The organism is Peribacillus sp. (genome assembly GCF_059453735.1).
The window spans coordinates 1-12,757 of record NZ_JAZVJO010000253.1; the positions used below are offsets into that span (position 1 = coordinate 1).

12 protein-coding genes are annotated in these 12,757 nt (G+C 40.3%); 10 read left to right on the forward strand and 2 right to left on the reverse strand.

From position 1 onward, the window contains the following. Nucleotides 1-7: 7 nt before the first annotated feature. Both AC52RT_RS07920 and AC52RT_RS07925 read right to left on the reverse strand, forming a co-directional pair. Nucleotides 8-328 (reverse strand): hypothetical protein, encoded by a 321-nt coding sequence (locus AC52RT_RS07920; RefSeq protein ID WP_495540239.1) that lies wholly within the window; start codon nt 326-328, stop codon nt 8-10. Nucleotides 329-439: 111 nt separating this feature from the next. Continuing rightward, the gene (locus tag AC52RT_RS07925) at nt 440-1,219 is read right to left on the reverse strand and encodes a DUF1189 domain-containing protein (protein ID WP_495540240.1); all 780 of its coding nucleotides are present in this window, start codon (nt 1,217-1,219) and stop codon (nt 440-442) included. 194 nt (nt 1,220-1,413) lie between these two features. Between AC52RT_RS07925 and AC52RT_RS07930 the strand changes: the two genes are divergently transcribed. From AC52RT_RS07930 to phoU, 10 genes are all read left to right on the forward strand, one after another. Further along, nucleotides 1,414-3,045 carry a Na/Pi cotransporter family protein gene (locus AC52RT_RS07930; protein ID WP_495540241.1) on the forward strand — a complete coding sequence of 544 codons (1,632 nt, stop codon included), beginning with the start codon at nt 1,414-1,416 and terminating at the stop codon, nt 3,043-3,045. 52 nt (nt 3,046-3,097) lie between these two features. After that, on the forward strand, nt 3,098-3,580 hold the full coding sequence (locus tag AC52RT_RS07935) for a DUF456 domain-containing protein (protein WP_495540242.1): 483 nt from the start codon (nt 3,098-3,100) through the stop codon (nt 3,578-3,580). A gap of 151 nt (nt 3,581-3,731) precedes the next feature. Beyond that, the gene (gene sodA, locus AC52RT_RS07940; RefSeq protein ID WP_495540243.1) at nt 3,732-4,340 is read left to right on the forward strand and encodes a superoxide dismutase SodA; all 609 of its coding nucleotides are present in this window, start codon (nt 3,732-3,734) and stop codon (nt 4,338-4,340) included. A 148-nt stretch (nt 4,341-4,488) separates the two neighbouring features. After that, a complete protein-coding gene (locus tag AC52RT_RS07945; protein ID WP_495540244.1) occupies nt 4,489-5,718 on the forward strand; it encodes an MFS transporter in 1,230 nt (409 codons plus the stop codon). A 151-nt stretch (nt 5,719-5,869) separates the two neighbouring features. Further along, on the forward strand, nt 5,870-8,020 hold the full coding sequence (locus AC52RT_RS07950) for a peptidoglycan D,D-transpeptidase FtsI family protein (RefSeq protein ID WP_495540245.1): 2,151 nt from the start codon (nt 5,870-5,872) through the stop codon (nt 8,018-8,020). Nucleotides 8,021-8,194: 174 nt separating this feature from the next. Then, nucleotides 8,195-9,151 (forward strand): PstS family phosphate ABC transporter substrate-binding protein, encoded by a 957-nt coding sequence (locus AC52RT_RS07955; protein ID WP_495540246.1) that lies wholly within the window; start codon nt 8,195-8,197, stop codon nt 9,149-9,151. 106 nt (nt 9,152-9,257) lie between these two features. Beyond that, the gene (pstC, locus tag AC52RT_RS07960; RefSeq protein WP_495540247.1) at nt 9,258-10,205 is read left to right on the forward strand and encodes a phosphate ABC transporter permease subunit PstC; all 948 of its coding nucleotides are present in this window, start codon (nt 9,258-9,260) and stop codon (nt 10,203-10,205) included. After that, on the forward strand, nt 10,205-11,086 hold the full coding sequence (gene pstA, locus AC52RT_RS07965; RefSeq protein WP_495540248.1) for a phosphate ABC transporter permease PstA: 882 nt from the start codon (nt 10,205-10,207) through the stop codon (nt 11,084-11,086). Before pstC ends, pstA begins: the two co-directional genes overlap by 1 nt. 30 nt (nt 11,087-11,116) lie before the next feature. Then, nucleotides 11,117-11,938 (forward strand): phosphate ABC transporter ATP-binding protein PstB, encoded by an 822-nt coding sequence (gene pstB / locus AC52RT_RS07970; protein ID WP_495540249.1) that lies wholly within the window; start codon nt 11,117-11,119, stop codon nt 11,936-11,938. Between the two features lie 26 nt (nt 11,939-11,964). After that, entirely contained in the window at nt 11,965-12,615 is a 651-nt protein-coding gene (phoU, locus tag AC52RT_RS07975) for a phosphate signaling complex protein PhoU (protein WP_495540250.1), read from the forward strand. Nucleotides 12,616-12,757: the final 142 nt, after the last annotated feature.

The following is a 12,757-nucleotide window of genomic DNA, read 5'->3' on the forward strand; positions in this document are numbered from 1 at the left end:
TGTTACATTACTTATATAGAGGAATTTTATACCGTTTACCTATTTGCATGGATTCAGGGTTAATCCCATTTAATTTCTTGAAATCGGCTACTACTTGTTCAATTGAAACAGGTATCCCTCCTTGCTTGTTTTCAACAATAGAAAGCAAGGTATCACCAGGTGCAATTGTGGTTTCAGTAAAAGGAAGGGTAACTGTGGCTGCTGGGACAGAGTCTGTAGTATTCGAGGGTGCGGCGGGAATAGCTGTTGGCAGGGTACCGACTGATACATCGTAATAAATAATAAATAGAATAAAACAGATGGTGAAAAATAACAGCATACGTTTCATTTCCAGCCCTCCTAAGACTTGTCCTTTATTCATTATACGAAGGAAAAATGAAAATATGCTTGTTTTTCGGCAGTAAAAAAACAGACCTCAATTACTGGGGTCTGTTTTCATCTAGCTGAGTATTTCTTTTTCAGGCGGTACTTCTTTGATAGCCATATACATCATGAGGAACGTTACGAACCAGCTGATGAAGCTTCCAAAGGGAACGGTTGCTTGAAAAGCAGCCATAATGGTAAAGAAAATCGTTGGCAAGGTAATACTGTATGCGCAGATTCTCCAGAGGTGGCGATATCCTAGAGAGCGCTGTAGTGAATTTTTGAATAATAAGCCAAACACAGCGAACAATGTAACCTTAATAAATAAGATGGCACTGCTGAATAAATAAATCATTAAAATGATCAGTGGAATGGCGATGACGAGCGAAGCATCTACTGAGTCGACCAGACCTTCAAAATCTTGTTTATTTACAGCAAGTCCTTCCATTACTGAATACGGACTAACTTGAGATTGTCCATCAGCCACGAAGACGAGTTCATTAGAGAGCAAGGCAAACCCATTTTGTGTCCGAAGTTCTACATCAGTACTGGTCATCTCACCAGTTCCATCGAGGAAAATGGTGAAGTCATCTTTCTGTTGAATATAAGGCTCGTTACTGTCGACAGTCAATGTCCCATTTTTTATTTCGAAATCAGGCATATCTGATGCAAGCATGTCTTCTGCTGCCTGAACTCCGGTTGTGACCATAGTACTGAAATAGATGGCCGATGGGATAATCGAAATGAGTGAAAGAAGAAAAACGAATAAAATCGTTTTGCCTATTCCTTGATGACGAGTTGCGGCAATATCTTTAGGTGAATATAGACTAACAATTAGTTGCTTAAAAACGTTCATTTTTCCACAGCATCCTTTTTTTGTTTGAAATACTTCTTCATTTTATATATCCTCATACAGGAAAACAAGAATTTACTTCATTTAAATGTAAAGGCAGTGTAAATTTTTGCTGAAAAGCTTTCATAAAATTTCAGAGGTATCCATAATGAATAAGAGATACATATAAGGTTGTCATGAATCAGGAGGTCGAAATTGTGAATTTTCCATACCAAGTCATCATCTTTCATTTAATTGGTGGTCTTGGCATCTTTGTATTCGGAATTAAATTCATGGGTGAAGGTCTTAAAAATATGGCCGGTGATCGGCTGAGAACGATTTTGGATCGCTATACATCTACACCGCTGCGCGGGATTCTTTCTGGGATGGCGGTCACGATATTGATCCAGAGCAGCTCAGGAACGGCGGTGCTTACCGTAGGTCTGGTGAGTGCGGGGGTTTTATCTTTAAAAAAGGCTATTGCAATCATTATGGGTGCCAATATTGGGACGACAGTCACCGCTTTTATCATTGGCTTTCAGCTTTCAGAATATGCGCTGCCTATTATGGCACTGGGTAGTCTGCTTCTGTTTTTCTTTAAAAACAAAATGATCACACATGCTGGCCAAACCATATTTGGCTTCGGGAGTTTGTTTCTTGGTCTCGAGATTATGGGAGCGGGACTTGAGCCGCTTCGTTTAGTTGATGAATTTCGAGAATTAATGCTAGGTATTAGCTCAAGTCCTTTCCTAGGCTTCATTGCCGGCACATTGTTCACATCTGTGGTTCAAAGTTCTAGTGCCTCTGTCGGCGTTTTGCAGGAGCTTCATGCCCAAGGATTAATTACGCTGAAAGCATCGCTGCCGATTTTACTTGGAGATAATGTTGGAACAACGATCACAGCGTTGCTTGCTTCTATTGGTGCTTCGTTAGCAGCTAAACGGACAGCTTGGGCACATGTTCTATTTAACGCAGCAGGAGCGTTTCTGTTTTTATTGTTTTTGCAGCCATTTTCACTGCTTGTCACTGTTATGAAAGAAACGTTTGATTTAAATCCGCATATGTCGTTGGCGTTTGCTCATGGTTCTTTCAACATTTTAAGTACGCTCATTCAGCTCCCGCTCATTGCTGTTTTGGTGAAAATCGTTACGTTTTTAGTTCGGGACAATCGTGAGGGTACCGAGTACCGTACGTCTCACCTAGACCCTGTATTTATTGAACAATCAGCTGCAATTGCTCTCGGGCAGGCAAAGGAAGAATTGTTACGGATGGGTTATCTTTCAGCGAAAGGTCTTCTAGAAGCACAGGATTACTTGTTCAGCCGAGAGAAAATACATGCAGATGCGGCAAGGGGAATGGAAGAGGCTATCAACCAATTTGATCGTGATATAGAAAAATACTTGGTTAGGCTTTCTGCCACATCGTTATCGCATACAGAATCAGCAAAGAATTCAATGATGATGAATACGGCTAGGGATATTGAGCGGGTAGGCGATCATATTGAAAATCTTATCGAACTAGTGGATTATTTGGTTTCACATAAAGTTACCCTTTCCGATTCGGCTATGACTGATTTAAAAGAAATTTTTTCTTTGACTATTTTTTCATTAGAGCAATCGATTCAAGCGTTGGATCATTATGATTGTGATCAGGCGAGACGTGTAATCAAAAACGAAGAAACGATAGACAGGATGGAACGCACATTACGAAAGGAACATATTTTGCGGATTAATGAGGGGCTTTGCAGTGCTCCAGCAGGAATTATTTTTATTGATATCCTCACGAATCTGGAACGAATAGGTGATCATGCCGTTAATATCGCTGAAGCGACGCTCAATATCCGAAAATAGGGGCGGGTTTTATTTTTTAAAAAATGGGAAGAGTAGAACGGAGGGTGAAATTATGGACATCATTTACTGGATATTAATCACAGTCATGTTTTTGGTTGGTTTTGTCGGGTTAGTTTTTCCAATTATCCCGAGTGTGTTATTTATTATTGGCGGCATTATCCTTTATGGACTGCTGTTTACATTTGAACCATTTAACTGGGGATTCTGGCTGATACAAATTTTATTCGTCATTCTTTTATTTGCAGCTGACTATGTTGCGAATTTGTTGGGTGTTAAAAAGTATGGCGGCACAAAAGCTGGCATCTGGGGAAGTACAATTGGCCTTTTGGCCGGCCCTTTTATTATTCCGTTTATTGGTATTATAATCGGTCCATTTGTTGGAGCTGTACTCGCTGAAATGATTGTTCATCGGACAAATCTTGTAACTGCTGGAAAAATTGGTCTAGGATCAGTTGTTGGCTTCATAAGCGGCACAATCACCAAGGGACTTATTCAGCTGTTTATGATTGCTTACTTTCTTTTTGTCGTACTTTGATAATAAAAAAAATCCCAGCTAAGAGCATAACGTTTGTAACAGTATGAAAACTCTGCTAATCTAAAGTTACTAGCTTATATTTGCTTAGGGATTTCCTGACGAGTATAGAGCCTGTAATCATTCAATTACATAAAGGGAGGAATATTTTAATATGGCATTCGAACTTCCACAATTACCGTACGCATATGATGCGTTAGAACCACACATCGACAAGGAAACAATGAACATCCATCATACGAAGCACCATAACACGTATGTAACAAACTTAAACGCAGCACTTGAGGGCAATGAAGAACTTCTTAGCAAAAGCGTAGAAGAAATTGTTGCTAATCTTGATGCAGTTCCGGAAGAAAAACGTACAGCAGTACGTAACAATGGCGGCGGACACGCTAACCATTCATTATTCTGGACAATTATTTCTCCAAACGGAGGCGGACAGCCTACAGGAGAATTAGCTGAAGCAATCACAAGTAAATTCGGAAGCTATGACAGCTTCAAAGAAGAATTTGCTAAAGCTGCAACAACTCGTTTTGGATCTGGCTGGGCATGGCTTGCTGTCAACAATGGCGAAATTGAAATCACAAGCACACCAAACCAAGATTCACCACTTTCTGAAGGCAAAACACCAATTATCGGTCTTGATGTTTGGGAGCATGCTTATTACCTAAACTACCAAAACCGTCGTCCAGAATACATCAACGCATTCTGGAATGTTGTAAACTGGGACGAAGCAGAAAAACGCTACAACGCTGCAAAATAAGTCACATTTTAAAAGCCAAGAATTCCCTTGTGGAGTTCTTGGCTTTTTTGTCGTCATCTATTTGTAAATAGTTGGAAAAAACTATGGTTTTACATAATCATTCATGTTTCTTCAAACACTAAACGGGAGTTTGAGGGGGAGTTAAAGCATGAGTTTTGTGAAAAAGTGGACCGGCGGTATCGAGATTAAAAGAGATTTGCATCTTTTGCTCCTTATTGGCGGTCTCTACAGTCTTAGTATTGCGTTGTCGAATACCTTTGTAAATGTGTTTTTGTGGAAGCAATCAGGTGAGTTTATTGATATTGGACTCTATAATCTTACGATCGTCCTCTTTCAGCCGCTTACATTTATTTTAGCTGGAAGGTTAGCTAAGAAGGTAGATCGAGTAATCGTCCTGCGGCTGGGTGTGATTTTTTTAGCCCTCTATTATCTGACCGTTTTATTTGTCGGAGAAAATGCAACTCGGTTTATCATTCTGCTAGGCGCCTTACTTGGTATTGGATATGGTTTTTACTGGCTTGCCTTTAACGTACTAACATTTGAAATTACAGAGCCGGAAACAAGAGATTTTTTTAATGGGTTTCTTGGGCTGCTAGGTTCTTTTGGAGGAATTATTGGGCCTGTGACTGCAGGATATATTATATCTAAGATGAATGCTTTTAGCGGCTATCATGTAGTATTCGGCATCTCCTTAGGGTTATTTGCTGTTGCAGTCGTACTCAGCTTTTTCTTGGTGAGACGACCGGCTAATGGAAAGTATTTATTCTTACGGATTCTTTCAGAACGTAAAAATAATGAAAATTGGCGCCTGATCACCCTTGCTCACTTTTTTCAAGGTGTGCGGGAAGGAACCTTTATGTTTGTGATTTCCATCTTTGTGTTCATTAAGACAGGCAGCGAACTGGCTCTTGGTAATTTCAGTATGCTGAATTCAGTTATTGCCTTTATTGCTTATTTTGTTGCATCGCGTTATATTAAGCCCCATATGCGAAAAAAAGCAATTCTCGTAGGAGGGCTTTTGCTTTATGCCGGAGTATTCCTCGTTGCATTTGATGTTAGTTATACAAAGATGCTCATGTATGCAGCGGTCATTGCGATTGCTTATCCGATTCTTTTAGTTCCATATACGTCTCTAACCTACGATATCATTGGGACAGCCTGGAATGCCGCAGAAATGAGAATTGAGTATATCGTGGTACGTGAAATGTATATTCAAATGGGAAGAGTTGTTTCGCTGCTAGGCTTTATCGCCGTTGTTTATTTCTTTGAACCTGCGATAAGCTTGCCGTACTTTCTTCTAATTGTTGGAGCCGGACATACACTTATTTATTTGTTTGTCCGAAAGATCAAACCGATCGGTCATCGAGCAGAAGGTTAGTTATTTCAGGAAAACATTTCTAATTAATTGCTTGCAGCATAGAAATCAAGTATTTCTAGTGCTGGCAGGCTTTTTTTGCTGAGTTTAAGAACACAAAGGTAGAAAAGAATATTTTTTTTATATAGAATAAGAATTAGTATTTGGATTAGAGATGAAAAAGGAAGTGTGCACTCAGGTGAAGAAAAATAAGAAGAAAAAGACGCATGTTCCTTTTAGGCTCAATATGCTTTTCTTTATGGTTTTTGTATTATTTTCAGCACTTATTTTACGACTAGGTGTTGTCCAAATTGTATATGGTGATGATTATCGGCGTGAAATTGAACGGACAGAGGAAATTACGGTTAATAACCCTGTACCAAGGGGGAAAATGCTGGATCGTAATTTAAAGGTCATGGTCGATAATGAACCGCTTAATGCAATCACGTATACAAGGAAGCAAGGAACAAAGACGAGTGAAATGCTGGAAACAGCTGAAAAACTAGCGGTCTTAATTGAAAAAGAGACCGATAAAGTAACAGAACGAGATAAAAAAGACTTTTGGATTCTTAAAAATCCGGAGCTGGCAGAGAAAAAAATAACGAAAAAAGAGCGAACAAAGGTTTCAGAAAATGAAATGACAGAAGCTGATTTGTATAAAATTCAATTATCAAGAATTACGGAGAAGGAACTGAAGTCATTGGATTCTGAGCTTGAAGTTCTTGCCATTTACCGTGAATTCAGCAGCGGTTACGCTTTAACTCCTCAAATTGTTAAAAATGACGGGGTATCTACGGAAGAATATGCAACAGTCAGTGAACATTTAGATTCATTGCCAGGTGTCGGAATTACGACAGACTGGAAGAGGGCATACACATTTGATAAGACATTAAAATCTGTACTTGGAAAAGTATCTTCTTCTGAAGAAGGCCTGCCGAGTGAAAGTCTTGAGTATTATTTGGCCCGCGATTACAGCCGGAATGACCGAGTAGGAAAGAGTTATCTTGAGGCAGAATATGAAGATGTCTTACAAGGACAGAAGGCTAAAGTGAAAAATGTGACGGATAAGGCTGGAAATGTCATTGAATCAACTACTATTACTGAAGGATCACGCGGGAAAGATATGGTTCTCACCATTGATATGGACCTTCAGCTGGCCACTGAACAAATTATCGAAAAGCAATTGAAAGAAAAGAAAAAGCTTGGGAATACACATTTTCTTGATCGTGCCTTCGTCGTGATGATGGATCCCTCTACGGGAGAAGTCTTAACGATGGCTGGGAAGCAATACGGAAAGAATGCGGAAACTGGAAAAAGTGAAATCCAAGATTTTGCGCTTGGAAATATCACTACGTCCTACGCGATGGGTTCAACCGTTAAAGGTGCTACCGTCTTAACTGGTTACCAAAGTGGTGCGATACAGCCAAATAGCTATTGGTATGATACGAAAATTCGTATTAAAGATACACCAGCTAAGGGTTCCTATAAAGATTTTGGGAATATTAATGATTTAAACGCATTGAAGGTTTCATCAAACGTATACATGTTCCGGACGGCAATCAAAATTGCTGGAGGAAATTATGTCCCAAATGAACCACTTAATATCAACACATCAGCTTTTTCAACGATTCGAACATCGTTTAATCAATTTGGACTGGGGGTTCGTACAGGTATCGATCTTCCAAATGAAATGGTTGGTTTCAAAGGAACAGAAACAAACCCAGGTAAACTAATGGACCTTGCCATCGGTCAGTATGATACCTATACCCCGATGCAGCTGGCCCAATATGTATCGACCATCGCTAATGGCGGCAATCGAATGAAGCCGCATCTAGTCAAGGAAATTCGTAAGCCTGTCGATGATAATGATCAATTAGGTCCGATTGTTGAAGAAGTGTCGCCAGTTGTCCTAAATAAATTAGAGATGAAGGATGAATGGGTTCAACGAGTTCAAAAAGGATTCACTATGGTTGCACAAGAACAGGGTGGATCTGCTTATATGTACCTCGGAAATAAAAAGTATACGTCATCAGCTAAAACTGGTACGGCACAAGCTTTTTATGATGGACCAAACCGTAACAAATATGATGAACCACAAGATACAATGAATTTAACACTGGTTGGTTATGCACCTGCGGAAAAACCTGAAATCGCCTATGCGGTTGTAGTGCCATGGGCTTACCAAGGTCACACCGGTCATTCCATGAATAAAGAGATTGGCGCAGCTATCCTTGACAAATACTTCGAACTAAAAAAAGAACGCACTAAGGGAAAAACTACTGAACAATCAGTCGATACCAATGTCGATCATAGTGAAGAGGAATAGATAGAATAGTGAAAAGCTGTCGAGTTTAATCTCGACAGCTTTTTTTAAATTGCCGTTTACAAACCACTAACACTAATTTACTGAACATTTACAATCAATTAAAACCTCCTTTACAGGAGAACGGTATTCTTGGGTTGTAGGACAAAACAACTAATCTTTCAGGGGGAAAAAAGAATGAGACGGTTTAAGTTCTGGGCTTTAACAGCAATGATGAGTGGTGTAGTTGCTGTATCGGCAGCTTGTGGTTCGAACGAAGGCGATACAAACGCATCATCATCCAATCAATTAAACGGTGAGGTTGCGATCGATGGATCTTCTACTGTTTTCCCCATCATGGAGGCTGTTTCTGAAGAATATATGGGCGTCCAGCCAAACGTAAGAGTGAGTCTAGGGGCGTCTGGAACTGGCGGCGGATTTAAGAAATTTATCGCCGGTGATACGGATTTATCAAATGCATCACGCCCAATAAAAGATGAAGAAAAAGCAGAGCTACAGAAAAAGGGTATTGAATATACAGAATTAAAAATTGCGTACGATGGTATTTCAATTGTCGTCAATAAAGAGAATGATTTTCTCGATCACCTGACAGTTGATGAATTGAAGCAGCTTTGGAAGGATGACAACGGAAAAGTTAAAAAATGGTCCGACATCCGCGCTGAATGGCCAAAAGAAGAGATTAAGTTCTATTCTCCAGGTACAGATTCAGGAACATACGATTACTTCAATGAAGTGATTCTAGAAGAAGAGCCTATTGTAGCGAATGCAACCCTTTCAGAGGACGATAATATCCTTGTGCAAGGCGTCGAAGGTGATAAGAATGCAATCGGGTTCTTTGGATTTGCCTACTATGCGGAAAATAAGGATAAATTAAAAATTGTTAAAGTCGATAATGGAAAGGGTGCTCTAGAACCGACTCATGAAACGATTAAAACCGGTGAATATGCACCGCTTTCCCGCCCAGTCTTCACCTATGTAGCGAATAAAGCCATTGCGGATAAAGAACAAGTAGCTGACTATGTGAATTTCACCATCGAGCATGCAGGTGAACTTTCAGAGGAAGTTGGGTATGTAAGTCTTCCTGAGGAAGAGTACCAAGCAGATTTAGACAAACTTAAGGAACTCGAGAAATAATAAACGGCAGGGCTTGTAGCTGCCCTGATTTAACTTGGATGAAAGTTTTGCGAAAGCATAAGCCGTTTCATACTTATGCTTTCGTGGCAGGAAGGGGTTTGTCGGTATGGCTGTGAAACATGGTAGTGAACAATCAATACAGAAAATGATTTTTGAAAAAAAACAACAAAAAAATAAGCGGTGGAATGTCGAAAAAGTCATCCCGTTTTTATTATTGATAACCGCAGGAATCTCTGTATTAACAACCATTGGGATTGTCCTTACATTAATAGTTGAAACAGTTACTTTTTTTGAAAGAGTATCTATTATAGAATTTTTTACAGCAGATAAATGGTATCCATTTTCAGCTACCGCAGCATCATACGGAATTATGCCGCTTATCGTTGGAACCTTAAAGATTGCGTTCATTGCGGCCTTAGTGGCTGTTCCAATTGGACTCGCATCAGCCATTTATTTGAGTGAATACGCTTCGGAGAAGGCAAGAAGAATCATTAAACCGTTGTTAGAAATCCTTGCCGGCGTGCCGACCATAGTCTATGGTTTCTTCGCTTTAACCTTTGTAACACCTCTGCTCCGCGATTTATTCCCGGAACTTGAGATCTTTAATGCACTCAGTCCAGGAATCGTTGTAGGAATCATGATTATCCCAATGATTGCTTCTTTATCAGAAGATGCAATGTCCTCAGTACCTCGTTCGATTCGTGAAGGAGCGTATGCGATGGGGGCTACGAAGTTTGAGACAGCCATGAAAATAATCCTTCCGGCTGCTTTATCAGGAATCATTGCCTCAGTAGTTCTTGCTTTATCTAGAGCCATAGGTGAAACGATGATTGTCTCAGTGGCTGGGGGATCAACACCTTCTATGAATATGGATGTTACCTCATCCATTCAGACAATGACTTCTTATATCGTCCAGGTTAGTACGGGAGATGCAGGGTTCGGAACGACCATTTACTATAGCATCTACGCAGTCGGTATGACATTGTTTGTTTTCACTCTTCTCATGAATATTCTAGCTCAATTTATATCCCGTAAGTTCAGGGAGGAATACTAATGGAACGATTAATAAATAAAGAGAATGTTAGCCGTAGAATGACAGGAAGAATCTTGCTGAATCGTATCTTTAAGGTGCTGTTTCTTTTAGCCACAACTTTTGGTCTGTTCGTTCTGGGTGTACTGCTCTATCGAATATTCACGCAAGGAATCGGCTCGTTATCAATGGACTTCTTTACGAACTTTGCTTCAAGAAAACCCGAAGAGGCTGGTATTAAAGCAGCGCTAACCGGTACCATTTGGCTAATGGGGGTTGTCACACCCGTTACGCTGATACTTGGAGTAGGAACCTCGTTATATCTAGAAGAATATGCACCTAAAAATAAAATGACGACGTTTATTCAAATAAATATTTCCAATCTAGCAGGTGTTCCTTCGATTGTGTTTGGGTTATTGGGTTTAACCATTTTCGTCCGAGCATTTGCGATGGGCCAATCGGTGCTTGCAGCTGGACTTACAATGAGTTTGCTCATTCTGCCTGTTATTATCGTAGCTGGTCAGGAGGCCATTCGAGGAGTGCCTAAAGATCTTCGTGCCGCATCATTTGCTATGGGTGCAACAAAGTGGCAGACAATCGTCAGAGTGGTCTTGCCAGCAGCGATTCCCGGTATCATTACTGGAGCGATTTTGGCTCTCTCTCGGGCAATTGGGGAAACAGCGCCGCTCGTTGTAGTGGGCATTCCGATGTTTATCGCCTTCCTGCCAAAAACGATATTTGACACGTTTACAGCCCTGCCTATGCAGATCTATAACTGGACATCGAGACCTCAAGAGGAATTCCAAGCGGTTGCTGCAGCTGGGATCATTGTGTTGATGGTATTGCTTATCTCCATGAATTCAGTTGCCGTTTTAATACGAAATAAGTTCCAAAAACGCTACTAGGATACGAGATATAAAGAGGAGGATTTGTCGATGAATGCTGTACTAACTAAGCAAAAACAACAAGACAGTCATGTTAGAATCAAAAGTCTTACTCAAAAAGAAAAAGTTTATGAAACAAAGGAATTAAATTTATGGTATGGAGAAACTCAAGCACTAAAAAATATTAATCTAGACATCTATCAGAATGAAGTAACAGCGATCATTGGGCCATCTGGCTGCGGGAAATCAACGTACATTAAAACATTGAATCGTATGAGTGAGCTGGTTCCCAGTGTCCGGACTTCCGGCACGATAGCATACCGGGGCCGTAATATTCTTGATAAATCTTATAAGGCAGAAGATTTGCGGACACAGGTTGGAATGGTCTTTCAGAAACCGAATCCGTTTCCTAAGTCAATCTTTGAAAATGTCGCCTATGGGCCAAAGATCCATGGGATTAAAAATAAGAAGCTTTTAAATGAAATTGTCGAAAAAAGCTTGCGGGGTGCAGCTATTTGGGATGAAGTAAAGGACCGTCTGCATGAAAATGCCTATGGACTTTCCGGCGGCCAACAGCAGCGGCTTTGTATCGCCCGCTGCCTTGCCATTGAACCTGATGTAATCTTAATGGATGAGCCGACTTCAGCCCTTGATCCTATTTCCACGCTGAAAGTGGAAGAACTCGTTCAAGAATTGAAAAAGGATTTCAGCATAATTATTGTCACTCACAATATGCAGCAAGCTGCAAGAATTTCTGACAGGACAGCTTTTTTCCTAAATGGAGAAGTCATTGAATTTGATGAGACGAATACCATTTTCTCGAAGCCAAATGATCAACGAACCGAGGATTATATAACAGGACGTTTTGGTTAATTCATTTTAGAAAAGAGGTAGTGTGAATGGTCGTTAGGGAGAAATTTGAATTAGAATTGCAGGAATTAAAAGACATGCTGATTGATCTGTCAGCATGTGCAGCACATTCCATTCGAGGATCATTTGAAGCGCTGGAAAAGCAGGACATGGAGCTGGCTCTTGAAATCATTGAAAGAGACGAACGAGCAGACTTGCTGGAGGAAGAAATTAATGAATTTGCGATTCAGTTAATTACTAGACAACAACCCGTCGCTATTGATTTAAGACGAATTATTGCGGCCATTAAAATCGCTTCTGATATTGAACGAATGGCCGACTTTGGCGTAAATATAGCAAAGGCAGCCATCCGAATCGGTGAAAAACCATTTATTATGCCGCTGACTTTGTATAAGGAAATGCATGATGTCACACTTGAAATGATGGATCTATCTATTCAGGCATTTAAAGAGGACGATGTTGTGCTGGCGAGGAAAATTGTCTTCATGGATGACAAAGTCGACATGCTTTACGGACAATGTATGAAAGAACTTCTAAAGCTATCTCACGAAAATATCCAACAGGTAACCCAGCTATCCTTCATTGCGCGATTCCTTGAACGAACAGCAGATCATACATCCAATATAGGTGAAAACATTTATTATCTTGTTCGGGGAAGATACCTGGACCTCAATGACTGAAAAAAATAGATCAGTCGGCCAATGCAGAAACGAGCAAAATGTCTGTAAAAGCAAATTTTTGGGAGCGAAGGACCTACAGCCTGTTTTATCTTCTAAAATGGGGTGTTGATTTCCATTCCAGGCGTTTCGCTTTCCGCGGGCA

What these genes read in the sequence shown, in the direction of transcription:
- AC52RT_RS07955 (WP_495540246.1), top strand. Translation starts at nt 8,195, where the DNA reads ATGAGACGGTTTAAGTTCTGGGCTTTAACAGCAATGATGAGTGGTGTA.
- pstC (WP_495540247.1), top strand. Translation starts at nt 9,258, where the DNA reads ATGGCTGTGAAACATGGTAGTGAACAATCAATACAGAAAATGATTTTT.
- sodA (WP_495540243.1), top strand. Translation starts at nt 3,732, where the DNA reads ATGGCATTCGAACTTCCACAATTACCGTACGCATATGATGCGTTAGAA.
- phoU (WP_495540250.1), top strand. Translation starts at nt 11,965, where the DNA reads ATGGTCGTTAGGGAGAAATTTGAATTAGAATTGCAGGAATTAAAAGAC.
- AC52RT_RS07925 (WP_495540240.1), bottom strand. Translation starts at nt 1,219, where the DNA reads ATGAACGTTTTTAAGCAACTAATTGTTAGTCTATATTCACCTAAAGAT.
- pstB (WP_495540249.1), top strand. Translation starts at nt 11,117, where the DNA reads ATGAATGCTGTACTAACTAAGCAAAAACAACAAGACAGTCATGTTAGA.
- AC52RT_RS07950 (WP_495540245.1), top strand. Translation starts at nt 5,870, where the DNA reads ATGAAAAAGGAAGTGTGCACTCAGGTGAAGAAAAATAAGAAGAAAAAG.
- AC52RT_RS07945 (WP_495540244.1), top strand. Translation starts at nt 4,489, where the DNA reads ATGAGTTTTGTGAAAAAGTGGACCGGCGGTATCGAGATTAAAAGAGAT.
- pstA (WP_495540248.1), top strand. Translation starts at nt 10,205, where the DNA reads ATGGAACGATTAATAAATAAAGAGAATGTTAGCCGTAGAATGACAGGA.
- AC52RT_RS07920 (WP_495540239.1), bottom strand. Translation starts at nt 328, where the DNA reads ATGAAACGTATGCTGTTATTTTTCACCATCTGTTTTATTCTATTTATT.
- AC52RT_RS07935 (WP_495540242.1), top strand. Translation starts at nt 3,098, where the DNA reads ATGGACATCATTTACTGGATATTAATCACAGTCATGTTTTTGGTTGGT.